We start from the raw sequence: 23,605 nt of genomic DNA on the forward strand, positions 1-23,605 counted from the left end.
TCTATCATGAAAATTGAACAGATATATACCGGATGCATAGCGCAAGCTGCCTATTATATAGAAAATAATGGAGAAGCCGCTATTTTTGATCCGCTTCGTGAAGTACAGCCTTATTTAGACAGAGCTCAAAAAGATAACGCCAAAATAAAATACATTTTTGAAACCCATTTTCATGCCGACTTTGTTTCAGGACATATAGACCTGGCTAAGAAAAGTGGTGGCGAAATTGTTTATGGTCCTACTGCAGCTCCCGAATTTGAAGCTATTATCGCTACAGACAATCAGGAATTTAAAGTGGGTAATTATACCATAAAAGCGATTCACACTCCCGGTCATACCTTGGAAAGCACTTGCTATTTGCTAACCGATGAAAACGGAAAACAGCACGGAATTATTACAGGAGATACTCTTTTCATTGGAGATGTGGGTCGTCCTGATTTAGCACAAGCTCTGGTAGAAGAGTTGACTCAACAAAAATTGGCTTCATATCTTTTTGATTCTTTGCGAAATAAAATTATGCCGCTAAGTGACGATTTAATCGTTTATCCTAGTCATGGTGCCGGCAGCGCTTGTGGTAAAAACATGAGTAAAGAAACCACCGATACTTTGGGCAATCAAAAGAGAACCAATTATGCGTTAAGAGCAGATATGACCAAAGAAGAATTTACTAAAGAGCTATTAGACGGTCTGGGGCTTCCTCCTGCGTATTTCCCTCAAAATGTTCTGATGAATATCAAAGGTTATGAAAGTTTGGATACTGTTATCCAAAACAGTAACATAGCACTTTCGCCAGCTGCTTTTGAAGCCGTTGCCAATCAGGGTGATGTAGTTATTTTGGATGTTCGCCATGAAGATGAGTATGTTCAATCGCACATTCCTAATTCTATTTTTATTGGAATTCAGGGCAATTTTGCTCCATGGGTAGGTTCGATGCTTCGAGATGTAAATCAAAAATTATTGTTGGTTATTCCCGAAGGCCGAGAGGAAGAAGCAATTACAAGACTGTCGCGAGTAGGTTTTGACCATGTATTGGGCTATTTAAAAGGAGGAATAGCATCATGGAAAACAGCCGGTTTTGAAACCGATTCTATAAACTCTATAACTCCGGAAACTTTTGCTACTGCCTTAACTCCGGACAGCATAGTTGTTGATGCCCGTAAACCCGGTGAATTTGAAGCAGAACATGTAGAAAACGCTATCAATATTCCTTTAGACACCATTAATGAAAATTTTCAAAGTGTGCCAAAAGACACTGTTTTCTTCCTGCATTGCGCTGGTGGTTACCGTTCTGTCATCATGGCTTCTATCCTAAAATCAAGAGGCATTCACAATCTTATTAATATTGAAAAAGGAATGAGTGGCATCAAAAAAACTACCGTCAACTGTACCCATTTTGTATGTCCTTCGACCAAAAAATAAAATTTCAAAAAAAAACAAATAACTAATTATTCACAAAGCAAATTAGATACATTTGCACAAAAATTTTAATATATAAAAATGAAAAAATTAATTCTTTTAGTAACCGTAGCTGTAGTTCTATTTTCATGTAAGAAGGTAGCAGATGGTGAATATCTTATTTCCGGAGAAATAAAAGGCATGAAAACAGGCTTAGTATATTTACAAAAGCAAAACCCTAACGGAATGGGAATCCTCAATATTGACACCGTAAAAGTGGTTGACGGAAAATTTGAAATCAAAGGAAAAGCGGGCGAACCAAGTATAAACTTTCTTGAAATTCAAAAAGTAAACGGTAAAATCCCTTTCATATTAGAAGAAGGAGAAATTGCAATTGAAGTGGATAAAGACAGTATTTTCAAATCGAAATTATCAGGAACTTACAGCAATGACGAGTTCTCTAACTTCAATAAAGAATCCAATAAAATTCAAAAAGGATTGCAGAAGAAAGTAATGGATTTTCAAATGAAAAACATGGCTAAAATGAATGAGGCCCGTAAAAACAACGATACGGTAACCATCAATTCTTTAAGAAAACAATACGATTTGCTTCAAAAAGATATTACTGATTATACTTTCGGATATCCAAAAACACACCCAAAATCATTCATCAGCGTTTTGATTGTACAGGCTATGTTTAATAATAAAAATTTCAAAGTAAAAGACATTGAGGCGGTATACAACACACTTGACGAGTCTTTGAAAAAAACCAAACCGGGAAAAACAGTTAAAGAAAGTATTGATACTTTAAAGAAACAAGACAAAGCTAAAGCTACTGTAGCAGTAGGAACTATAGCTCCCGACTTTAAAGCACCAACTCCTGAGGGAAAAATAACTTCTTTAAAAGAGAGTATGGGCAAAGTTACTTTGGTTGATTTTTGGGCCTCTTGGTGTGCACCATGCAGAGCAGAAAATCCAAATAACGTAGCACTTTACAATGAATTACACAGCAAAGGATTTAACATCATCAGTGTTTCGCTGGATGTTGATGCAGCCAAATGGAAAGAAGCTATTGCTAAAGATAAATTAACCTGGACCAACGTTTCGAATTTAAAAGAAATGAAAGATCCTATTGCGCTTCAATATGGAATCTCTTTAATTCCTTCGACCTTCTTATTAGATGCCACCGGAAGAATCGTAGCAGTTGATTTAAAAGGTGAAGCCTTGAAAGCTAAAATTAACGAACTTTTAGCAGCAAAATAAAAAACGCCTAATCGTTGATACTAAAAATCTCCTTCGGGAGATTTTTTTATTTTATTCAAAACCAAACCATTAAAAAATAGTTCTTCGAAATACTTCATTTTTATTTGTGAACGTCAAAAGTGTTTTTATATTTGCAATCGCTACGGCAACGGGGAGATACTCAAGCGGCCAACGAGGGCAGACTGTAAATCTGCTGTGAGAACTTCGCAGGTTCGAATCCTGCTCTCCCCACAAACAAAAAAGTCTCTATTTTCATAGAGACTTTTTTGTTTATTATTACCTGAGAATTTTATTCCAAAGCGAAAGTCACGCTTACATTTGTATTCACTTCTATTTCTCCTACAGCTAACGTTTCTGTGCTTTCTGAAGCATCAGCCGCCATAGTCATCCTGTTGCCTTTGTACATAGGTTGTGGAATATAAACTTGCGAAGTATCCGTAATCAAAAGTGCTTTGCCTACTTTTTGCCCCAAAACCGAAACGTAATCAGCTGCCTTTTGTTTGGCATTTAACATCGCATTTTTGCGGGCTTCTTTTTCGTAGTCTTCCATTTTAGAAGATTTGAATTCAACGCCTTGTATTGTGTTAACTCCGGCATCATTTAATCCCATCATGATATCATTGTATTTAGACAAATCTTTCAGCGTGATGGTTAAAGTTTGATTCGCTTGAAAATTGCTTTTCTTTTTTTCGTAATCATAACTTTTATACAAACTCACCGTATTGGTTTTATAATCCGTAGCGGGAATGCCACTTTTCTTCAAAAACTTAATCACTCTGTCCACCACTTCATCGTTGAGTGTTTTCACCTCTTTGGCATCTTTACCCGAATTTTGAAAACCAACGGTAACCACAGCCTGATCGGGTGTTACTTTTACTTTGCCTTCTCCAGTCACCGAGATTTGAGGTACTTGAGGCTTTTGCTCTTGGGCTTGAACGGTGATAGCTAAAAATAAGGCTACCAATACAACTGCTTTTTTACTCACCAAAGCAAAGTTGTTTTTTGTGTGTTTGTAAATTTTCGATTTCATAGTTTGTTTATTTAATGGATAATGATATGTTGTTTCCAAAAGTTGTGCCAATCACAATTTTCCGGCTTTCGCCATGATAAAAAGAACAATAATCGGAATGGCTAATAGAATGACCATAAAGGTATGTTCTTCGAGTAATACTGGGTCTTTTAACAGAGTAATCGCATACCCGCCAATCGCTCCACCAAAGTGCGCTGTGTGGCCAATATTATCATTTTTGGCTTTCATTCCGTAAATAGAATACAATAAATAACCAATCCCAAAAATATAAGCCGGTATCGGAATAATTCCAAAAATGCCAATAGTCATATCAGGATAAATCAAAATAGCGGAATAGATTATACCGGTAACAGCGCCCGAAGCTCCAACAGCCCGGTAGCTGTAATCATTGCCATGAAAAACCATAGTGAGTAAACTACCGAAAATGAGACTTCCGGCATACACCAAAAGAAAGGTAAAATTACCCAGTGCTCCATATACCACAGGAGCAAAAGAATACAAAGCAATCATATTGAAAGCTAAATGAATAAAATCAGCATGAAGGAAAGCCGATGAGACCATTCTGATTTGCTCTCCGGCTCGAATACTCCCTACATGAAATTGATATTTTCGAAAGAAATACTCATCGTTAAATCCTTTAATACTGATGAGTACATTGGCAAGAATAATAACCAATAAAAACAGGTTGTCCATAAATTGAAATATTTCAGTAAAAATAATAATACTTCCTTAGGTTTTATTAATGGCTGTCGATTAAAATAACTTTTAACTTTATATTTGCATAAAATTATACGCATGCAATTTCTTGTCTTTATTCTGCTCTACCCTATTCTTTGGCTTATCTCGATACTACCGTTTCGGTTACTTTATGCTTTTTCAGACGGAGTTTATGCATTAGTTTACAACATAATCGGGTATCGGAAGAAAATTGTCCGTGAAAACATAGCTATGGCATTGCCCCATTTATCAACGGAAGAGCGATTAGTCATTGAGAAAAAATTCTATCATCACATGTGCGATATGTTTTTGGAAATGATAAAAACCATGAGCATTTCGAAAGAAGAGATGGATAAAAGATACACTTTCACGAATATTGATTTGTATTTAGAATTGGAAAAAAAACAAAAAAGCATTGCGGTATTAATGGCGCATTATGCTTCGTATGAATGGGCCATTTCAATGAACAGCATCATTAATTTTGAAGGTTTTGCCATCTATAAAAAAATTGCCAATAAGTATTTTGATAAGTTGGTTAGGGATATTCGTTCCAAATTCAAAGCCACTTTAATTACCAATAGAGAAACCATTTCTGTCATTGAAAAGAATGCCAAAAACAATCATTTAGGGATTTATGGTTTTGCCAGCGATCAATCCCCACAATTGAGTAAAACGCATCATTGGACCACGTTTATGGGTATAGAAACTCCGGTTCATACTGGTGCCGAAATGTTGGCCAAACGATTTGACATGAATGTTATTTTTCTTAAAACCCGAAAAGTGAAACGCGGGTATTATGAAGCGACTTTTGAATATTTAGTCGATAATCCTAAAGAAGTTCCGAATTATCAAATCTCAGATGAGTTTTTGAGAAGAGTGGAGAAACAAATTTTGGAAGCTCCCGAATATTATTTGTGGACACACAAACGTTGGAAACATAAACGAAAGTAGAATTTATACTTTAAACCAGCTTTTTACCATATCCTTTTCCTGATGCTTGGCTGCTTTGTGCACAAACTCGTTGGTCTTGAAATTGTATTCATAATCCACAGACCACGTTTTGTGATGCTCTGCTAAGGCTTTGATACTATCACAAACCATTTGAATTTCTGCCGAGGTTGTCGTTGGATGTATAGACATTCTAATCCATCCCGGTTTTTTGATTAAATCGCCGGAAGTAATTTGGCAAACCAAATCGTGAGAGGTTTCCTGATCAACGTGAAGCAAATAATGACCATAAGTCCCGGCACAACTGCAACCGCCACGGGTTTGAATACCAAATCTGTCATTCAATAGCTTTACGCCCAGATTGTAATGCAAATCATCAATGTAAAATGAAATGACCCCAAGTCGGTCCTGATGTTGATTGGCCAAGATATGTAGGTTGTCAATCGCATTCAATTCCGAAAAGATAAAATCTACAATTTCATGTTCGCGTTCCAAGATATTTTTGACCCCCATTTGTTCTTTCAATTGGATAGCTAAAGCAGTTTTAATCACTTGTAAAAACCCAGGAGTACCTCCGTCTTCCCGGTCTTCAATGTTATCAATATACTGATGTTGTCCCCAAGGATTTGTCCAGCTCACGGTACCGCCACCCGGACAATCAGGGATATTATTTTTGTATAAATTTTTATTGAAAATCAAAACACCTGAAGTCCCCGGGCCACCCAAAAACTTATGAGGGGAGAAGAAAATAGCGTCTAAATAGCTTTCTTCATCGGGATGCATATCAATAGCAACATAAGGACCAGAGCATGCAAAATCGACAAAGCAAACACCGTTATTTTGATGCATTACTTTAGCCACTTCATGATAGGGAGTGCTAATTCCTGTGACATTGGAACAAGAAGTAATCGAAGCAATTTTGAAACTACGGTCTTTGTATTTTTCGAGCAAATTTTTGAATTCGTTCATACAGAACAAACCCTCTTCTGTAGCCGGAATAACCTCAACATCAGCTATAGTTTCCAACCAGGAAGTTTGGTTAGAATGGTGTTCCATGTGAGAGATAAAAACTATGGGTTTAAGTGCTTTTGGAATAGCCGTAAACTCTTTTAAATTCTCCGGAACTTTTAAACCCAATATGCGTTGAAATTTATTGACAACCCCAGTCATTCCTGTACCGGTATTAATCAGAATATCATTTTCATTGGCCTTTACATGTTTTTTGATGATATGTTTAGCTTCATGATATGCCATAGTCATGGCGGTTCCTGAAATGGTAGTTTCAGTATGGGTATTAGCCACAAAAGGACCAAATTCATTCATTAGTTTTTCCTCAATTGGGCGATACAATCTACCACTGGCGGTCCAATCGGTATAAACAATTTTTTTGGTACCAAAAGGCGATTCAAACTCTTGGTTTATGCCAATAATCTGCTCGCGAAATGGTTGGAAATGTTGTTCTAATTTTGTTTGAGATTCAGTGGTAATCATTCCTTTAATCGATTTGAGTCCAAAGATACATTTTTTTAATACTTGTTATAATATTTCGTTAAATCTCCTCCATCCTATACAATTATTTTAAACCTTTAATCCCTAAAATAGTCCTAATTTAAAAATCTGTTTGTCATGAAAAAAATACTTTTTTTGTTAGTTATTGGTTTGTCTGTAACAACCGTTTTGGGGCAAGAAGAAGATCTTCCGGTAAACATTGGTGACAACTTTAGTTTGGAAGGGGCTTTGGCCATGTTCAAACAATCGAATTCATTAGAAAATTTTGAGCGGCTCATCAATGACAAAAAAAATAACGTTACCAATCTTGATTTAAACAATGATGGTGAAATTGACTATATAAATGTTCATGACATTAAAGAAGGGAATACGCATGTTATAGTAATAAGTACTTATCTTAATGACACCGAAAAGCAAGACATAGCCACCATTTCAATAGAAAAAACAGGAGAAACGGAAGCTGTGCTTCAAATTGAAGGCGACAAAGATTTATATGCTGAAAATACAATAATTGAACCTACAGAAGAAAAAGAAACCATCAAAAAAACTGATGGCGGGCCCAGTTCACCAATTATTGAAATACAATCGCTACTGGTTAATGTTTGGTTTTGGCCCTGTGTTAGTTATATATATGCCCCCAATTATATTGTTTGGGCATCACCTTACCGTTGGGGGTTTCGAGCTTATTGGTGGAGACCCTGGCATCCTTTTTTGTACTCTACATTTTATGTACGCTGCGCTCCTCATCGCTTGTATTATCATTCGGCTTCCATACGAAGAATTGCAATGGCAAGAAACATGTATACCCCAGTTAGACATTCCTCTGCTTTAGTGATACATAATAATAGCAGAACAACAGCTGCAAGGTCACATAATGTCAAATCTATTATTATCAGAAATGCTTCATTCAGAAGAGTACCTTCGGGAAATTTAAAAGTCAAAAAAATCAAAGTAAGAAATGCTCCACTTAGAAAAACAGCTATAAAAATAAGACCAATGCGTTAAAACAGCGTTTTTTTGGGACTAAAAAGCAACCTCAAATATCGTTTTTGATTTAGTAAAGTTCGAAGTCCATATCGATTTGTACTATTTATAACATAAAATAATTAAAAAATCCCTATTAATAGGGATTTTTTTTTAAATTAAATGTTGCAAATTTGAATCATCTAACATTAAAAACAATTTATTATGAGAATCTACGAATCCTTTGGAATTTTTGATGAAGTACAGAAAACGTTTAAACAAGCCATACAAACTACTCTTATTGGTTTTGATGAATTTGAAGTAAGGCAGTGTTATGATATCTGCAATACCACACGTTATGGTGTTTTATTAATCTTATCGACTGCAAAAGATAATGATTACGATATGAGTGCCTGCAAGCCCAATAGCGCATTCATTTCGGACGACATCGACTTTAGAACACTTAATAAAGACTACGTAAATGCAGGAGACAAAGATATAGACCACATTACTAAAGGAGAAGAGATTAAAGTATATGTACATCATGCCATTGGATTTAATCCAGTTACTAATGCAGATGATAGAAGGTATATTGAAAATTATAAGATTGACACTTATGTATATCTCGCTGCCGGTTCGCCTCCGGGTTCTCATGGTGATGGAGTGGTTGTATAAGACATATGACGAAAAAGTATACTATAAATAGAGTTTTTGTAAAAACAGTAATAATATTTTTTATTACTGTTTTTACTATGGCTCAAAACAAATCATTAAAGAGTTTTGAATCAAATTTTGAAAATTTGAATTTTAACAACAGAGTAGCGTTTTTTCAAAGCCTGAATCCAAAACAATTATCCGAAAATGATAAAGCTAACTACTATTATCTTTTGGGAAAAACTTACTATCAAAATGGCAAGGGAAATTATGCTTTAGAGTATTTTATGAAAGCCAAAGAAGTTTATAAAATCCAAAAAAACTACGATAAGATTATTGAATTGAACCTTACTATTGCAGAAATAAAAAGACTCTCCAATTATGCCTATAAGGACTATAAATATTTATTAGATGAAGCAGTAGCCTATGCTAAAGAAAAAAAAAACATACCGTTACTATGTACGACTTACAAAGAAATTGGCAACAGCCTCCTAGAAAAGATTCCTGTAAAGTCAATTGATTACTATCAAAAAGCAAAACTTGAAAATAAAAAAGTAAACGATTCTTTATTTGAAGCCAAATTAAACATGAACATAGGGTTAGTGTATGCGGAAGATCTTCATCAATTTAAAAAGGCGCGAAGCTATTATGCGTCTGCCTTACAGTATTTCCAAAAACACAATTTAACGGAATATATTTCTTATAATTATATCAATACAGCTTCTATTTTTAGAAAAGAAAAAAAATATGATTCCGCCATCGCTACTTATAATAAAGCGGATAAGTTGTATGTAAAAAACTATCAAACCAATAACAAAATTCTTCTTTACAGGTTAATGTCAGAAACCTATAAAGACATGAAAAACTACAAAAAAGCCATTGAGTATAGTGACCGACAAAAAGTATATGAAAACATTGCCAACGAAAAAGAGCAACTCAAAGCCATTAGAGATATTGATGTAAAGTACCAAACGAAAGAGAATAAACATGAAATCATTTGGCTAAAAAGCACCTTAAAAAAAGGTGGAATGGTGATCATCCTTTTATTAGTTGTTTTAGTACTAATTATTTTGGGCTATCAAAACTTACGAAAAAAGAAAAAAATAGCCGAACAAGAAAAACTGATAGAAATACAAAAATTCGAAAACATCCTCAAACAGCAGGAGCTTCATGAAATTGACATATTGTTAGAAGGACAAGAAAAAGAACGCATCAAAATCGCTAATGATCTTCACGATAACTTAGGCAGTTTATTAGCCACATTGAAACTTAATTTCCAAAACTTAAAACTTCGAAAAGGAGAACGTAAGGACGAAGAAGACCAACTCTATGATACAACTGACGCCTTACTCGAAGAAGCTTATCAAAAAGTGAGAGGCATAGCCCATACCAAAAATGCGGGCGTAATTGGTAATGAAGGGTTAGTCCCAGCCATTCAAAACATTGCTAAAAAAATAACAATTCCCAACAAACTTATTGTACATGTTATTCCTTTTGGACTTGATGAACGATTGGAAAATGCCATCGAAGTCAGCATATTCAGAATGGTACAAGAAATACTTACCAATGCCATAAAACATGCTGAAGCTTCAGAAATCAACATCCATCTTACCCAACACCAACAAAGTTTGAACATCATTGTTGAAGACAACGGTAAAGGGTTCAATCCCAAAAAAGTAGATAAAAAAGAAGGTATGGGATTAACTAATATTGAAAAAAAAGTAGAACAAATGGGAGGAACATTTACTATTGATAGTTTCGAAGGCAAAGGCACCTCTATTATAATTGACATACCCTTATGATAACATTAGCTATAGCCGAAGATCATCAAGCCCTTATTGATGGCATGAAATTATTTCTTAAAAACGAAGAAGATATTCAAATCGTAGGTGAAGCTACTGATGGAGAGGCCCTAATTCAATTGGTCAAAAATAAAAGACCTGATGTTGTCATTACTGACATTCGCATGCCTAAATGTGATGGTATTGCCGCTACACGAGCCATAAAAAAAGAATTTCCGGAGACCAAAGTAATTGCTTTCAGCATGTTTGATCAATTTGAAGCCGTACAACAAATGAGAGCTGCGGGTGCCTCTGGTTACATTATGAAAAACTCATCGCTCCAAACCGTATTGCAGGCCATAAGAGTCGTTGCGCTTAACGAAACTTTTTTTGATGATTCTATTAGTACCATGAACGATTTAACCAAAGAAATAATCCTTCTGAGTACCCGCGAAAAAGAAATTTTAAGACTTATTGGAGATGGAAAGTCCTCTCAGGAAATAGCAGACATTCTGTGCATTGTAAAAACCACTGTAGATACCCATCGCAAAAACATCATGCAAAAAATTAATATTCATGGCAGAACAGATCTCATTCGGTATGCCGTAGAACGCAAATATGATTTTTAACCAAGAATATTTTGTTAAAAACCACTCCAAATTCCTTCCCGTAAACTAGCCATTTCAGAATTTTACATTTCCTTTTTTTGGAGTTCCTTTTTGAATTTCAAAAACAATTATCCCTTTAAAATAAAGCACTCACAAACATATTTCGTATAATTTCAGAGTAAAAAAGTAAGAAAAAAGATTAGCAAAAATACCTATTTATAGGTATTTTTTTTTTGGATATCGTTTTCGAACTTTGAAAGAGTAGAATCTTAAATAACAAAACACTATACAACCCCAAAAGTAAAGGTGTTTTTTAAAATAAAAATTGGTTAGTTAAGTAGGAACCCTGCCCGGAAACAAAGACTATAGTGGTATTTAGGAGTTGAAAAAGGGCAGGTTATTTTCAGAAACAATAAATCGGTTCCCAAAACAAATACAAAGAAATCAAACGAATTAAAAATACCCCTACCTCCTCCCTCCCTCAGCTATCTTGAGACGTAGCGGGGGATGGTGAGGCGAAACAGCGAAGCCGAAAACTGACAAGAGTAAGCAAACAACTAAACAAAACAAAAATCATGTGTTGGAACAATGTAGATACCCGATGTAAAATTATGTATGGTGAACAATTTCTCAGCAGTCCAAAACCTTTGGATCGACGCTATATTATTAATGCCATAGCCGATGAATTCCCTCAATTTCCCCGAGTACGAATAGCGGTAGCCGTAGACCGATGTTTTCAAATTATGCCCGGCCCAGTAAGCCGTAGAACATTTGTAACGTTTGTGCAATCGAGTTTGCGATAAAGCACCAAGACCCCATACCTAAACTCCTTCCCGCCTTCTTGTCCTGTTTCGGGGGAAATAGTGGCCAGTAGAACGGGTAAGGAGTCTTTACAGGGATGCCGAAAACTGGAGAGAGTAGGCATAATTTAAATTTTAGGAATTATGGATTACCCTAACAGAATGATTAAAAAAGGAGACACCGACAAAGCAATAGTAAAAGCGATTCAGAGACAACTTAATCTTAAAAATTGCGGACCGTTAACTGTAGATGGTGATTTTGGAGAAATCACTAAAAGTGCTGTCAAATTATTCCAAACCCGTCATACTGATGCTTCAGGTCAGGCTTTGAAAGCGGATGGAGTTGTAGGGGCTCTGACTTGGTATCAACTCTTCGAATCTACTTTAACGCTAGAAACCGCACCAAACTCCTTATTGGGCAAAGCACTTGAGATAGCTGCAACACAAATAGGCGTTTTAGAGAACCCTTTATACAGCAACAGAGGGACTGAAGTAGATCAATATTTAAAACGCGCCGGACTTGATCCTGAAGGGCAACACTACAGCTGGTGTGCAGCATTTGTATATTGGTGTTTTGACGAAGCTGCTAAGGCTCTTGCTATCACCAATCCGTTATACAAAACTGCAGGAGTATTAAACCACTGGAACCATTCCACTGCTCAAAAACTATCTCCTGCACAAGCCAAAGCCGATTCTTCATTAATAAAACCGGGAGCCATATTCATCATTGACCACGGTTCAGGACAAGGACACACCGGCATAGTAGAAAAAGTAGAGGGTGGCAACTTAACCACCATAGAAGGCAACACCAATCAGCAAAAAAGCAGCAATGGCTATGGCGTTTTCAGATTAACCACACGAAAAGTCCAAGACATTAATAAAGGTTTTTTAATTTATTAAAACCTAACAAGCTCCAAATATAAAGTGCATCTCTAACAACTTAAATTATATAAATTATGAAAAAAACTATTTTAAAAAGTAGTAGTAGTTTATTGCTATTTTTTTGCACTCAATCTTTATTGGCTGCTGACGTACCCCCTTGTAAACCAGATAAAATAACGGATGGAATGACTATCATCTCGTTTGCTCCGCTGTTTCTTTATGTAGTATTGCTAATTGTAATTTTCTGGAAATTACAGCTTGAAAAATATAAAATTGGCGATTCCCTTAGAGAAAATCAAACCATTGATGTTTCTATTGACAATCCTGCCTACACACCACCCCCTGCAAATCCTGTTCCTCCTGTTCAGAACGGCGGTGCACCTATTCCTCCAGCAGTTCCGCCACTCCCACCTGCTAACCCAGCAACCCCATTTGTTGGCAAAACCATACAGCCTCAAAGTATGAGCCGATTATTAGCTTTTATCTCGGGAATAATGACACTAGGATTAGCCAGTAGTTTTAGTAGTTTTTGGCTCTATCGCTATTTTGAATGCGGAATTGGCACCGATTTATCACAAATCACAAATGTGCTTTTAGCTCTAGGATTGGGACTACTTCCTTATGCCGTGAATAAAATTTCTACTGCAGCTTCAAAATAATAAGTTGACTTTAAGAATTACCTCGGCAGCTGAAAAGAGGAACCAGAGTAGGCAAAATTTTAAATTTTAGAAATTATGAGTATTGATAAATTATTCAGTTTAGAAAAAACAAAAATCGATAAACTGATAAGCGCATCTGATGAATTAAGCTCAACTGAAAGTGTGAGTATTGTCGATAATAAAATTATTTGGGTTGATTTATACAAATTGAAAAGCTCACCAGATGATATGGTAACTTTTTCTCTTTTGTTTTACAACACCGGTGTCATTACTACATCTAATGTTTATTTAAACAAACAAGTATTTGGTGGATTAGAAAACATTCATGGTTCAATACTGGATTATCCGATTGATACTAATTCAAATTTAATGAACAAAACCTTTGATATTTATTTAGCTGCTACTGCAACTGAATTAACTACACCACTACCTGCTGACTTTAAAGTTAGTTTAATACTTAAAGGAGGAAAGGGAACTATTGCATATCCAATATTGGATAGAGTAGAATTAAATACAATTGGCCAAACAATTGAGGTTAACTATTCAATTTTCATGTATTAAATAAAATAGAAATTATGAAAAAAATATATTTAATTATAGCAAGCTCTCTATGCCCCGTTATTTATTCACAAACAGAAGTTAATGTTGATGCTCTGTCTGCGCCATCTTCGGTTGCTTTTAATTTATTAGGGATTTCACCAAGCAGTATAGATAAACCAACCGACCTAACAACGTTTGCTGCCTCTATACAAAATGCTTCTAATAATTTCACTTCAATTCCATCTAACTATGCTATGGAAATTTTACCGTTTACTCTTTTTGGTAAAACTACTATGACTACAAATGAATTGAACTCTGAAAAAATTAATGATGTTTTTAAGCAGACTTTTACTTTTTCTTTTGGAATTTCAAATGAGCTCAAAGAAGATACTCAAACGCCAGAATTGACAAGACTAGGATTAGGAATAAAATTCTCAATATTTAGACCAAAATTTGATGATGTTACAACAGCAAAGATCAACACAATCCAAGCAGACCAAGCAGCCATACTCAATAAAACTGCTGGTTCTTATAATAGCGACTCAGTACTAGACACATACACTAACATGAAAATTGATGTAAGCAACAGTACTCTTAGTGATAGTGAAAAACTTATAAAATTAAAAGAAATTAATGCACTTGAATTACTAAGAAAGCAACAAATAGATAAGGAAGCTGATGTTGAAGCAAAGGCGAATTTAAATGATAAAATTAACAAAGAAACCAAAGATTTAAAATTCAACAGGAAAGGCTTCTTTTTAGATTTTGCCGTAGGCTCAGTCTTAGATTTCCAAGAACAAACTTTTAATAGAAGTAGCATTTCAAAAGGTGGAGCGTGGTTAACCGGAAGCTACGATACTGGAAAGGATTGGAATTTCTTAGGTATAGCTAGATATTTATATCAACCCGATAAAATCCTTGCTGACGAAACTGGTTTGATTGACACTAAAAATATTTCAACCTTAGATGGTGGTTTCAGATTAATTTACAAAGAGATGGAAAAACAAAAACTATCCATAAGTACAGAAGGACTCTATAGAAGTGTATTAAACAAAGATACTATTGATCCAAGTTGGCGAGTGGTATTAAATGCTTCCTATGATTTAGGAGATAATCAAATTCTGACTCTAACTTTTGGAAAAGATTTTGATAACACATTAATAAAAGAAAATAATCTGATAACTTCCTTAAACTATATAATAGGTTTAGGAGCGAAAAGGGTAATACAACATTTAAATTAAACAAAGGACCTCGCCGAAAATCCTTCAAAGAGTAGGCACTAACAAAATTTATAAAACATGGCCAATTTAACCAACAATCGAATCATCGCCACGATGGACGCAGCAGACATTGTCGCTGTAAAAACCGCTCTAGTCACCATTCAGGACAAAATACCTTTTCTATTAGGGCTTACCACTGACGAGCGCACCTCGTTACCCAAAATTGATGTGAGCAACAAAGCTTTTGTAGAAGATGCCATCAATGCCGCGGTCAACAACAACAGCATGCTACCCTCCTTTTTTAAAGTGAATGATATGCAAATTGACCTAAATTTATTCATGCAACTCGAAAAAATAATGAGTTTGGTACGGCAACTTCAGGAAAAAATAGACGATACACATTTGCTGGCTGGTAGCGAAGCCTATGTATCGGCCTTGAGCGCCTACAAACTCTTTGCCGCCGCCGCGGATGCCGGAGTTCCCGGTGCCGATGCTGTTTATGACCAACTCCGAGAGCGTTTTACCAACAATACTGCAACAGCAGCTTCAACTCCTTAAATTTAGACACCACTACCAAGAAGCCCTATACTGTCATCAGGTAGGGCTTTTATTTCGGGTGGACCAATATAAAAATGACAGTTTAAAACTAACATTAGTTATTTTTTAAAGTAACTAAACACAGTATAAAACTAACATTAGTTATTTTTAAAGTAACTAAACATAGTATAAAACTAACGCCTGTTAGTATAAAAACCTCTAAACAGTATAATAAAACTAACTCTATACCATACAAAACCTAACCAATGTTGGTATAAACATACGCAATACCAGTATAAAACTAACAGCTGTTAGGAAAAACCAATCAACTAACTTTTTAAGATTATGATTGATAGAAATAAGAAATACAAAATAAACCACGGAGAGACTTCGATTCATGTAGGCCACTTGCTCAAAACTTATTTTACTGTAAATAAATGCAACCGAGCGGCTCTCGCAAAACAATTAGGTATTAACCGAAACGGCTTAACCGAGTATGTAAAACGAGAGTCGGTGCAGGTAGGCATCCTCTGGAAACTAAGCTTGGCATTGCAGCACAATTTCATTGCCGATGTGGCGCAGCAGCTCCCGATACCGGTCACCACCGCCAATGAGACGAACCTATTGGCTCAACTGGATGAAAAAAACAAAACCATCGAGAAACTCGAAATAGAATTGGCCGTGTATAAGAGGATTAATGGAAAATAAATTTTATATCTTAGCTACACTAAAACTAAAAAAACTATTTATGAAAAACCTAATGTATGCCCTAGCGCTAGTGCTCACTGCTATAGTGACTAATAATGTAAAAGCCCAGGAAGTTAAATTGAAAAGTGACAAAATAATTGTTGACGACAAACCCACTTTTGATTATGACAAAGATGGTTTTGAATTTCACATTTACAAACTAAACACCAAAGACGAAATAGTGTACATACAACACAGTAACAATAGTACCATTTCGTATCTGGAAGATGATTATAAAAAAATTATTTTCCCTAACAACAATGTTAACATAGAATCAGCCTTATTCAGAGCCCGTAGCTTTAAGTATATCGTAACCCTATTGTTAACCGAAAAAGTGTTGGACTTAGAAGGAAATATTGACGCTGAAAAATTGCAAAAATTTGCCACTAAGTACAATGAAAATATAACGGCAAGAACCGTGCGTTTGAACTAAAAAAACAAGTCGGCAGTACTGTACTCCACTGCTACAGGCCAAAAATCATAAATGCTCTCACTGTTTTGGGAGCATTTTATTTTATATCTTAGCCCTACCAAAAACGTTATAAAACAACAAAACACTGGGCAACAACCAAAGAGAGCTGTCTTTTAGTGTTAAATTGTCCTAATCAAAAAAGGCAAAACAGTGCCCCTTAATATAAAATGCTGATGATATGAAACATTTGATGTATGCCCTCACCCTTTTGCTTTGCTCAACACTGACGAATGCCATAAATGCGCAGGAAGTAAAACTAAAAGAAACTACTGTACTGGTAGATGACAAGCCTGCTTTTTCGTTTGACAAAAAAAACCTGAACAATGAGTTTCATCTGTACAAACTCAATACTCAGGAAGAATTAGTGGTACTGCAACAGCAACATATCGGTAGCGAAACCAGCGCCGTTAATGATTATAAAAAACTGATTTTTGCCAAGCAAAATATAGTGATTGAGTCAAAAGTTCTTCGCCCCCGCAACTGGAAATTCCTCATCCAACTCCTGCTTACCGAAAAAGTCCTTGATGTTTCGGGCAGCATTGACGAGAAAAATTTGGAGCGTTTTGCCGGTAAGTATGATGAAAAAATAACACCGAGAAAATAAAAAAAGCCCCTAGTGACAGGGGCTTTTTTATAGAATATCGTTCGGATTAGTTGGGTTTGGTAACGGTACTGGTTTGCAAGGTTACTGCCGTTTGAGCCAATAATCGTCCGTTTATAGTAGCCCCGGTATTCAAGGCAATTAAGGTTTGCCCTAAAATGGTTCCTTCAAAGTGACTGGTAGTTCCCAAGGTTACTCCTTCGGATACTTGCCAGAAAATATTTTTTGCCAAAGCACCACCAATCAAATGCACTCGTACTGCTGAACTCATGTTAAGTGTTCCGCTTACCTGAAATATGAAAATACTGGTAGCCGTTCCCGAGATAGTAATATCCGTTGGGATGGTTACCGAAGTACTCCATTTGTACAAACCCGGCGCTAGTGTTAGTCCGCCAATAGAACCGGCGCCTAAGTTTAAAAAATTCGGATTGTTTCTACCGGCGGCATCAGTATAAGCCGTTTGCATGTCTTTTACAGCAGTAGTTAGTCTAGATGCATCGGTTACATAGCAAGGTTGTGGCCCGGCGGCATCTACCGTATAAATAGTTCCGGCTACTTCGGGGCATGACAAAAGAATAGCAGCACCCGATATAGGACTGGAGCCCACATTACCGGTCACCACCGAAGGATATACATTGGTAATCCCTGATTTGGAAAGTATGGCAAAATTGGCAGCGGTTTTCAAATTCACGGGGGCCAATTTATTGGATGGCTGGTTATGATTGGGCATCGCTTTAGAAGTGTTGGTGGCCGTTTCATTATTAGAACAGCTTCCTAACAGTCCGATTGTCAGTAAAGCGAATGCAGGTAACATTTGATTAAGTTTCATCTTGTAGTGTATTAACTATGACATGATTGTCAGAGACTACAAAGGTGGTTACTTGTGGGGGCAATTAACTTATACAATATATCCCATGAGTTGTATAATTCACATGGGGAAACCGCTGAAGATAGCGGCTTAGCATTAATACAACATCTTAATTGCTTTGACTTCGTAGTGATGAAGTAGGTCATCTTCCTGCAGTAAAGCAAGTTTACCATCTCGGGTTACCGATTCAATAATGCCCATAAAACGGTTGCCGATACTATCTTCAAAAGCTACTGCTTTATTTCGCTTGAACAATAACTTTTCGTAATTGTTCCAAACGAGATTGGTTTTTTCAGGCAGCGAATCCAATTGAAGTTTCAATTGTTTTACAAATAAATCGGCTGTTGCTTCCAGGTCATAAGTCTGACCGGTTACATTGGTCAACGAGCTGGCTTGTGGCAGGTGTTCAAAATTGGTTTGATTCAGATTCAGTCCAAATCCTACTACGGCTGTAAAAGTACCATCAGTTTTAAAACTGTTCTCTATCAGTATGCCACCCACTTTCTTATTGTCTGCCATAATGTCGTTGGGCCATTTGATCTTGACATTCGGACAACCGGTAGAAGTCAGCACATCGACAGCTGCCATGGCTACTACCACATTGAGATCATAAATGGAAATTGTATTTATTGCCAAATCTTTCACCAAAACACTCATAGTGAGGTTTTTACCGGGTTCGCTATACCACTTTGCTCCCATCTGCCCTCTCCCTTTGGTTTGTTCGCGAGCCATGACAATGGTAAAATTTTCCAAGTCCTTTTCTTTCGCTAATTGCTTTAAATAGTCGTTGGTCGAATCTATGGCATCGAGTTTGATTATAGGCATACTGTGACAGATATTAATAGCAAATTTTAGACTTTTGTTAAGCAAAAATAATGACAAAAGTAATACCTTTGCCAAACATACATAAATACTACATGGCTAAAAAAGCAGTTCAGACCGATGTACTCCTAGCGAACATCATCAAAGGCATAGAAGAAGTAAAAGGAAATGATATTGAAATCCTGGATTTGAGAGACATAGATACGGCAGTTTGTGATTATTTCATCATCTGCAACGGTAACTCAAACACCCAAGTTAACGCGATTGTTAACTCCATTCAAAAACTAGTTTCGAAAGAATTAAAAGATAAGCCTTGGCACGTAGAAGGTACAGACAATGGCGAGTGGGTTTTAATGGATTATGTGAACATCGTAGTACACGTTTTCCAAAAACAAATTCGTGAATTCTATAACATAGAAGGCCTTTGGGGCGACGCCAAAATCACTACCATACAAACCAATTACTAAAAGTTCACACTAAAAAATGGCTGACGAAAAGAATTCCAATAATTTTAAAATAAATCCGATTTGGATTTACGTAGCATTGATTGCCGGTTTTATTGCCATCAATGTTTACTTCGGTGGTTCTAGTTTTCAGGATGCTGCCAAGATATCTTCGGCAAAATTTGATCAATTACTACAAAAAGGACAAATCGAGAAAGTAGTTATCTACAATAAAACCGAAGGGGAAGCTTACCTGACCAAAGCGGCACTAAAAGACAAAACCAATGCTAAAGTGGCTAAAGACATTCTTGGCAATGCCAGCAAAGGGCCACATTATTCATTTGACATTGGTAACGATCAAAGCTTCCAGAATAAAATTGAAAAAGCAGCTCAGGAAGGCAAGTTGAAAGATTACGATTTCAAGGCCAAAAGCAATTGGAGCGAAATAATTATGGGGTTGTTACCAATCATTGTTATTATTGGGCTTTGGATATTGATTATGCGTCGTATGTCAGGCGGTGGTGCCGGCGGTGGCGGTGGCCAAATCTTCAACATCGGAAAATCAAGAGCCAAGCTTTTTGATGAAAAAACAGATGTGAAAATCACTTTCAAAGACGTAGCCGGATTAGAAGGTGCCAAAGAAGAAGTACAGGAAATTGTTGAGTTTCTGAGAAACCCAGATAAATATACCACTCTTGGTGGAAAAATACCGAAAGGTGCCCTACTTGTAGGACCTCCGGGAACCGGTAAAACATTATTGGCCAAAGCCGTAGCCGGTGAAGCCAAAGTGCCTTTCTTCTCACTGTCAGGTTCTGACTTTGTAGAAATGTTCGTTGGTGTTGGAGCATCTCGTGTTAGAGATTTATTCAAACAAGCCAAAGACAAAGCTCCGGCAATCATTTTCATTGACGAGATTGATGCGGTAGGTCGTGCCCGTGGCAAAAACAATTTCTCAGGTTCGAACGACGAACGTGAAAACACACTGAATCAGTTATTGACCGAGATGGATGGTTTTGGAACCAACACTCACGTAATTGTATTAGCCGCTACCAACAGAGCGGATGTATTAGACAAAGCTTTAATGCGTGCGGGTCGTTTTGACCGTCAGATTTATGTGGATTTACCGGACATTAGAGAGCGTAAAGAAATATTCGAGGTGCATTTACAACCTTTGAAAAAAGTAGCTGATTTAGATGTTGATTTCTTAGCCAAACAAACTCCGGGATTCTCGGGTGCGGATATTGCTAATGTATGTAACGAAGCTGCTTTAATCGCAGCCCGAAACAACAAAACCGCTGTTGACAAACAAGATTTCCTGGATGCTGTTGACCGAATAGTTGGCGGTTTAGAAAAGAAAAATAAAATTGTTACCACAGATGAAAAACGTGCCATTGCCGTTCACGAAGCCGGTCATGCAACCGTTAGTTGGATGCTGGAACACGCCGCTCCGTTAGTCAAAGTAACAATTGTACCTAGAGGACAAAGTTTAGGAGCAGCCTGGTATTTACCGGAAGAGCGCTTAATCGTTCGACCTGAACAAATGCTGGATGAAATGTGTGCTACCATGGGTGGTCGTGCCGCTGAGAAAGTAATGTTCAATAAAATTTCGACCGGTGCTTTAAGTGATTTGGAAAAAGTAACCAAACAAGCTCGTGCCATGGTAACCATCTATGGTTTGAATGAGAAATTAGGAAACGTAACCTATTATGATTCTTCGGGTCAAAGCGAGTACAATTTCTCTAAACCTTATTCCGAAGAAACAGCTCAAACCATTGATAAAGAGATTTCGAATTTAATCGAAACCGAATACCAAAGAGCTATTAAAATCCTGGAAGACAACAAAGAAAAACTGGAACAATTGGCCAATATATTGATAGAAAAAGAAGTGATTTTTAAAGATGATTTAGAAACCATTTTCGGAAAAAGACCCTTCAATATTCCGCTGGAAGAAACCGATATAGTTTAGTTAAAAAGCTTTTTTAACATTTTTTTAAAATCTTAATTCAAAACATGTTTTTGAATTAAGATTTTTTTATCTTTGAAAGATTTCAAATTCTAAACTAGATTATACCCACACAAGCATGAGTCTTTTCAGAAAAATTTTTGGCGCTGGTAACGATGCCTCTGACGAAGAAAGTCAAAGCGAATTTAACAATACTCCTTCCAGCTTTTCGCTACTTCCTGTAGATGAAAAGTTTACTTATAATTTCAAAAAAAATGGCGGTAAGTTTTTATATTGTGAAAACCTAAACGAAGTAAAAGACCAGTTTTTAAACATCTTAGAAGAAAATGATTGGTTTGAATGTGAAGCGCTTTGCTATGAGCCCAAACTGTATAGTATTTTGGATGAAAACAAGCTACACTATGACAAACCGGCCAATCCGAAATTTTTATTTGCCAGTTGCGAAAATCTGATTGCGGATGAAGGTTCTGTCCTTTTTTCTTCCAATCAAATCAAGCAAAACAAACCGAACGACTTGCCAATCAACATCATTATTTTGGCCACTACCAGTCAGATTTTAGAAACCAAAAGTGACGGTCTTCGGGTGATTAAAAAGAAGTATGACAAAGATTACCCTACCAATATCACTACCATAAAATATTTCGAAAAAGCAAAAGACGAAGACTTTCTGCAATACGGAAGCACTGCCAAGAATTTATATCTCTTGCTGTTAGAAGATTTATAGTATGTCAACAACCTTAACAAGAGCCATTTCGGGAGCCGTTTATGTACTACTACTGATTGGCGCTACACTATACTCACCGTATAGTTTTTTATTATTATTTGGTTTGTTATTAGTTTTTTCCGTGGTGGAATTTTGCAAACTAATACACCTCAAACCTATACTCCCATTGCTATTGGCGACAGTGGCCTTTATCCTTTTCAATTTAAACAACACCGTTAAAACCAACGAAATCTTATTGTTGATAGCCGCTTTATTGGTTTCATTCAGGGCTTTATTTTTTCTTTTTGAAAAGCACAGCAAACCCTTATTGCAAAATTCAAAATATGTTTTTCTGATAGGCTATCTCATCATTCCGATTATCATTTTTACTAAAATACCCTTCATTGCCAATGAATACCATCCCAAAGTTATCATCAGCATACTGGTGCTTATTTGGACCAACGACACTTTTGCTTACTTGGTAGGACGAAGCATCGGCAAAAACAAACTATTTGAAAGAGTTTCTCCGAAAAAAACTATCGAAGGCTTTGTTGGCGGATTATTCTTTTCAATGATTGCTGGCTTTTTATTGGGGCAGTTTTATATAGACGAATCAATCATTCAATGGATTATCATTGCTGTACTAGTTAGCACCTTTGGTACCTTAGGGGATTTAATTGAGTCGAAATTTAAAAGAAATGCCGGCGTTAAGGACAGCGGAAATATCATGCCAGGGCACGGCGGTTTTCTAGATCGCTTAGATAGTATTATATTTGCAGCACCATTTGTTTATTTGTTTTATCAAATTTTATATTATGTTTCATAAAGAAGGCGGAAAGATTATTGCTATAGCAAGCTCATTAACTATAATCATTTACATTTTATCCTATAAATTCCTTACCGACTATTTTTGGTTAGAAAAAGGAATTCAATTGGTTACGCTGTTTTTCCTGATCATGATTTTGCAATTCTTCCGAAACCCAACAAGAACGGTGACCATTAATGACCATCATATCATTGCGCCGGTTGATGGAAAAGTGGTGGTAATTGAAGAAGTTTTTGAAGAAGAATATTTCAAAGACAAACGGTTACAGGTTTCGATATTCATGTCGCCAATCAATGTACACGTTACGCGATATGCCGCCAATGGAAAAATAAAATTCAGCAAATACCATCCCGGAAAATACTTAGTGGCCTGGCATCCAAAAGCCAGTACTGAGAACGAAAGAACTACGGTAGTGATTGAAACCAAAGAGTTTGGCGAAATATTGTACCGTCAAATTGCCGGAGCTTTGGCCCGCCGAATTGTAAACTATGCCGAAGTTGGCCAACAAGTGGTGCAAGGCGAAGATGCCGGTTTTATCAAATTTGGCTCCAGAGTCGATATTTATTTGCCCTTGGGAACCAAAATAAATGTACATTTGAATGACAAAGCGGTTGGCGGAAAAACGATAGTTGCCACAACATAACACTTACTACA

25 protein-coding genes and 1 tRNA gene are annotated in these 23,605 nt (G+C 36.4%); 21 read left to right on the forward strand and 5 right to left on the reverse strand.

The annotated features are described in order from the left end of the window. Positions 1–6 precede the first annotated feature (6 nt). The 3 genes from V7D82_RS06965 (at position 7) to V7D82_RS06975 (ending at position 2,889) form a co-directional block, all read left to right on the forward strand. Complete coding sequence (locus V7D82_RS06965) at positions 7–1,419, forward strand: MBL fold metallo-hydrolase (RefSeq protein ID WP_333600258.1); 1,413 nt, start codon at positions 7–9, stop codon at positions 1,417–1,419. Between the two features lie 78 nt (positions 1,420–1,497). After that, a complete protein-coding gene (locus V7D82_RS06970) occupies positions 1,498–2,658 on the forward strand; it encodes a TlpA disulfide reductase family protein (RefSeq protein ID WP_333600259.1) in 1,161 nt (386 codons plus the stop codon). Positions 2,659–2,808: 150 nt separating this feature from the next. Next, positions 2,809–2,889, forward strand: a tRNA-Tyr gene (locus V7D82_RS06975). 58 nt (positions 2,890–2,947) lie between these two features. Here V7D82_RS06975 and V7D82_RS06980 read toward each other — a convergent pair. Both V7D82_RS06980 and V7D82_RS06985 read right to left on the reverse strand, forming a co-directional pair. After that, positions 2,948–3,688 carry an SIMPL domain-containing protein gene (locus V7D82_RS06980; protein WP_333600260.1) on the reverse strand — a complete coding sequence of 247 codons (741 nt, stop codon included), beginning with the start codon at positions 3,686–3,688 and terminating at the stop codon, positions 2,948–2,950. Between the two features lie 51 nt (positions 3,689–3,739). Further along, positions 3,740–4,381, reverse strand: coding sequence for a rhomboid family intramembrane serine protease (locus V7D82_RS06985; protein WP_333600261.1), 642 nt, complete (start codon positions 4,379–4,381; stop codon positions 3,740–3,742). A 102-nt stretch (positions 4,382–4,483) separates the two neighbouring features. Between V7D82_RS06985 and V7D82_RS06990 the strand changes: the two genes are divergently transcribed. After that, positions 4,484–5,356, forward strand: coding sequence for a lysophospholipid acyltransferase family protein (locus tag V7D82_RS06990; protein WP_333600262.1), 873 nt, complete (start codon positions 4,484–4,486; stop codon positions 5,354–5,356). A gap of 3 nt (positions 5,357–5,359) precedes the next feature. On the opposite strand, the gene V7D82_RS06995 is transcribed toward V7D82_RS06990, so the two are convergent. Then, positions 5,360–6,844 carry an aminotransferase class V-fold PLP-dependent enzyme gene (locus V7D82_RS06995; RefSeq protein ID WP_333600263.1) on the reverse strand — a complete coding sequence of 495 codons (1,485 nt, stop codon included), beginning with the start codon at positions 6,842–6,844 and terminating at the stop codon, positions 5,360–5,362. Between the two features lie 135 nt (positions 6,845–6,979). Between V7D82_RS06995 and V7D82_RS07000 the strand changes: the two genes are divergently transcribed. The 12 genes from V7D82_RS07000 (at position 6,980) to V7D82_RS07055 (ending at position 17,329) form a co-directional block, all read left to right on the forward strand. Further along, positions 6,980–7,867, forward strand: coding sequence for a hypothetical protein (locus tag V7D82_RS07000; protein WP_333600264.1), 888 nt, complete (start codon positions 6,980–6,982; stop codon positions 7,865–7,867). A 183-nt stretch (positions 7,868–8,050) separates the two neighbouring features. Beyond that, positions 8,051–8,500 (forward strand): hypothetical protein, encoded by a 450-nt coding sequence (locus tag V7D82_RS07005; RefSeq protein WP_333600265.1) that lies wholly within the window; start codon positions 8,051–8,053, stop codon positions 8,498–8,500. Between the two features lie 125 nt (positions 8,501–8,625). Beyond that, on the forward strand, positions 8,626–10,281 hold the full coding sequence (locus tag V7D82_RS07010) for a tetratricopeptide repeat-containing sensor histidine kinase (protein WP_333600266.1): 1,656 nt from the start codon (positions 8,626–8,628) through the stop codon (positions 10,279–10,281). Next, entirely contained in the window at positions 10,278–10,889 is a 612-nt protein-coding gene (locus V7D82_RS07015; protein WP_333600267.1) for a response regulator transcription factor, read from the forward strand. Before V7D82_RS07010 ends, V7D82_RS07015 begins: the two co-directional genes overlap by 4 nt. 923 nt (positions 10,890–11,812) lie before the next feature. Further along, entirely contained in the window at positions 11,813–12,568 is a 756-nt protein-coding gene (locus tag V7D82_RS07020) for a CHAP domain-containing protein (protein ID WP_333600268.1), read from the forward strand. A 56-nt stretch (positions 12,569–12,624) separates the two neighbouring features. Further along, a complete protein-coding gene (locus V7D82_RS07025) occupies positions 12,625–13,209 on the forward strand; it encodes a hypothetical protein (RefSeq protein WP_333600269.1) in 585 nt (194 codons plus the stop codon). A gap of 75 nt (positions 13,210–13,284) precedes the next feature. Then, a complete protein-coding gene (locus V7D82_RS07030) occupies positions 13,285–13,770 on the forward strand; it encodes a hypothetical protein (RefSeq protein ID WP_333600270.1) in 486 nt (161 codons plus the stop codon). 14 nt (positions 13,771–13,784) lie between these two features. Next, entirely contained in the window at positions 13,785–14,990 is a 1,206-nt protein-coding gene (locus V7D82_RS07035; RefSeq protein ID WP_333600271.1) for a hypothetical protein, read from the forward strand. A 57-nt stretch (positions 14,991–15,047) separates the two neighbouring features. Then, on the forward strand, positions 15,048–15,527 hold the full coding sequence (locus V7D82_RS07040; RefSeq protein ID WP_333600272.1) for a hypothetical protein: 480 nt from the start codon (positions 15,048–15,050) through the stop codon (positions 15,525–15,527). 324 nt (positions 15,528–15,851) lie between these two features. Continuing rightward, positions 15,852–16,214 (forward strand): hypothetical protein, encoded by a 363-nt coding sequence (locus V7D82_RS07045; RefSeq protein ID WP_333600273.1) that lies wholly within the window; start codon positions 15,852–15,854, stop codon positions 16,212–16,214. A gap of 40 nt (positions 16,215–16,254) precedes the next feature. Beyond that, positions 16,255–16,686, forward strand: coding sequence for a hypothetical protein (locus V7D82_RS07050; protein WP_333600274.1), 432 nt, complete (start codon positions 16,255–16,257; stop codon positions 16,684–16,686). A 217-nt stretch (positions 16,687–16,903) separates the two neighbouring features. Then, a complete protein-coding gene (locus V7D82_RS07055) occupies positions 16,904–17,329 on the forward strand; it encodes a hypothetical protein (RefSeq protein WP_333600275.1) in 426 nt (141 codons plus the stop codon). A 46-nt stretch (positions 17,330–17,375) separates the two neighbouring features. Here the strand turns inward: V7D82_RS07055 and V7D82_RS07060 are convergent, their stop codons facing one another. Both V7D82_RS07060 and V7D82_RS07065 read right to left on the reverse strand, forming a co-directional pair. Continuing rightward, positions 17,376–18,140 (reverse strand): ice-binding family protein, encoded by a 765-nt coding sequence (locus V7D82_RS07060; protein ID WP_333600276.1) that lies wholly within the window; start codon positions 18,138–18,140, stop codon positions 17,376–17,378. A 150-nt stretch (positions 18,141–18,290) separates the two neighbouring features. Continuing rightward, positions 18,291–19,019: a biotin--[acetyl-CoA-carboxylase] ligase gene (locus V7D82_RS07065; protein ID WP_333600277.1), complete on the reverse strand. Its 729-nt coding sequence runs from the start codon at positions 19,017–19,019 to the stop codon at positions 18,291–18,293. 92 nt (positions 19,020–19,111) lie between these two features. Between V7D82_RS07065 and rsfS the strand changes: the two genes are divergently transcribed. The 5 genes from rsfS (at position 19,112) to V7D82_RS07090 (ending at position 23,594) form a co-directional block, all read left to right on the forward strand. Continuing rightward, entirely contained in the window at positions 19,112–19,483 is a 372-nt protein-coding gene (gene rsfS / locus V7D82_RS07070) for a ribosome silencing factor (protein WP_333600293.1), read from the forward strand. Between the two features lie 16 nt (positions 19,484–19,499). Next, positions 19,500–21,425, forward strand: coding sequence for an ATP-dependent zinc metalloprotease FtsH (gene ftsH, locus V7D82_RS07075; protein WP_333600278.1), 1,926 nt, complete (start codon positions 19,500–19,502; stop codon positions 21,423–21,425). 115 nt (positions 21,426–21,540) lie between these two features. Then, on the forward strand, positions 21,541–22,146 hold the full coding sequence (locus V7D82_RS07080; RefSeq protein WP_333600279.1) for a lactate utilization protein B/C: 606 nt from the start codon (positions 21,541–21,543) through the stop codon (positions 22,144–22,146). 1 nt (position 22,147) lies between these two features. Continuing rightward, positions 22,148–22,951: a phosphatidate cytidylyltransferase gene (locus V7D82_RS07085; RefSeq protein WP_333600280.1), complete on the forward strand. Its 804-nt coding sequence runs from the start codon at positions 22,148–22,150 to the stop codon at positions 22,949–22,951. Then, positions 22,941–23,594, forward strand: coding sequence for a phosphatidylserine decarboxylase family protein (locus V7D82_RS07090; RefSeq protein WP_333600281.1), 654 nt, complete (start codon positions 22,941–22,943; stop codon positions 23,592–23,594). Before V7D82_RS07085 ends, V7D82_RS07090 begins: the two co-directional genes overlap by 11 nt. The last annotated feature ends 11 nt before the right edge of the window (positions 23,595–23,605 follow it).

Source organism: Flavobacterium sp. (assembly GCF_036741995.1).
In the GTDB taxonomy this organism is placed as follows: domain Bacteria; phylum Bacteroidota; class Bacteroidia; order Flavobacteriales; family Flavobacteriaceae; genus Flavobacterium.

Bases quoted from the DNA above. Each gene is read 5' to 3' on its own strand.
- V7D82_RS06965 (WP_333600258.1), top strand. From the start codon at position 7: ATGAAAATTGAACAGATATATACCGGATGCATAGCGCAAGCTGCCTAT.
- V7D82_RS06970 (WP_333600259.1), top strand. From the start codon at position 1,498: ATGAAAAAATTAATTCTTTTAGTAACCGTAGCTGTAGTTCTATTTTCA.
- V7D82_RS06980 (WP_333600260.1), bottom strand. From the start codon at position 3,688: ATGAAATCGAAAATTTACAAACACACAAAAAACAACTTTGCTTTGGTG.
- V7D82_RS06985 (WP_333600261.1), bottom strand. From the start codon at position 4,381: ATGGACAACCTGTTTTTATTGGTTATTATTCTTGCCAATGTACTCATC.
- V7D82_RS06990 (WP_333600262.1), top strand. From the start codon at position 4,484: ATGCAATTTCTTGTCTTTATTCTGCTCTACCCTATTCTTTGGCTTATC.
- V7D82_RS06995 (WP_333600263.1), bottom strand. From the start codon at position 6,844: ATGATTACCACTGAATCTCAAACAAAATTAGAACAACATTTCCAACCA.
- V7D82_RS07000 (WP_333600264.1), top strand. From the start codon at position 6,980: ATGAAAAAAATACTTTTTTTGTTAGTTATTGGTTTGTCTGTAACAACC.
- V7D82_RS07005 (WP_333600265.1), top strand. From the start codon at position 8,051: ATGAGAATCTACGAATCCTTTGGAATTTTTGATGAAGTACAGAAAACG.
- V7D82_RS07015 (WP_333600267.1), top strand. From the start codon at position 10,278: ATGATAACATTAGCTATAGCCGAAGATCATCAAGCCCTTATTGATGGC.
- V7D82_RS07020 (WP_333600268.1), top strand. From the start codon at position 11,813: ATGGATTACCCTAACAGAATGATTAAAAAAGGAGACACCGACAAAGCA.
- V7D82_RS07025 (WP_333600269.1), top strand. From the start codon at position 12,625: ATGAAAAAAACTATTTTAAAAAGTAGTAGTAGTTTATTGCTATTTTTT.
- V7D82_RS07030 (WP_333600270.1), top strand. From the start codon at position 13,285: ATGAGTATTGATAAATTATTCAGTTTAGAAAAAACAAAAATCGATAAA.
- V7D82_RS07035 (WP_333600271.1), top strand. From the start codon at position 13,785: ATGAAAAAAATATATTTAATTATAGCAAGCTCTCTATGCCCCGTTATT.
- V7D82_RS07040 (WP_333600272.1), top strand. From the start codon at position 15,048: ATGGCCAATTTAACCAACAATCGAATCATCGCCACGATGGACGCAGCA.
- V7D82_RS07045 (WP_333600273.1), top strand. From the start codon at position 15,852: ATGATTGATAGAAATAAGAAATACAAAATAAACCACGGAGAGACTTCG.
- V7D82_RS07050 (WP_333600274.1), top strand. From the start codon at position 16,255: ATGAAAAACCTAATGTATGCCCTAGCGCTAGTGCTCACTGCTATAGTG.
- V7D82_RS07055 (WP_333600275.1), top strand. From the start codon at position 16,904: ATGAAACATTTGATGTATGCCCTCACCCTTTTGCTTTGCTCAACACTG.
- V7D82_RS07060 (WP_333600276.1), bottom strand. From the start codon at position 18,140: ATGTTACCTGCATTCGCTTTACTGACAATCGGACTGTTAGGAAGCTGT.
- V7D82_RS07065 (WP_333600277.1), bottom strand. From the start codon at position 19,019: ATGCCTATAATCAAACTCGATGCCATAGATTCGACCAACGACTATTTA.
- rsfS (WP_333600293.1), top strand. From the start codon at position 19,112: ATGGCTAAAAAAGCAGTTCAGACCGATGTACTCCTAGCGAACATCATC.
- ftsH (WP_333600278.1), top strand. From the start codon at position 19,500: ATGGCTGACGAAAAGAATTCCAATAATTTTAAAATAAATCCGATTTGG.
- V7D82_RS07080 (WP_333600279.1), top strand. From the start codon at position 21,541: ATGAGTCTTTTCAGAAAAATTTTTGGCGCTGGTAACGATGCCTCTGAC.
- V7D82_RS07085 (WP_333600280.1), top strand. From the start codon at position 22,148: ATGTCAACAACCTTAACAAGAGCCATTTCGGGAGCCGTTTATGTACTA.
- V7D82_RS07090 (WP_333600281.1), top strand. From the start codon at position 22,941: ATGTTTCATAAAGAAGGCGGAAAGATTATTGCTATAGCAAGCTCATTA.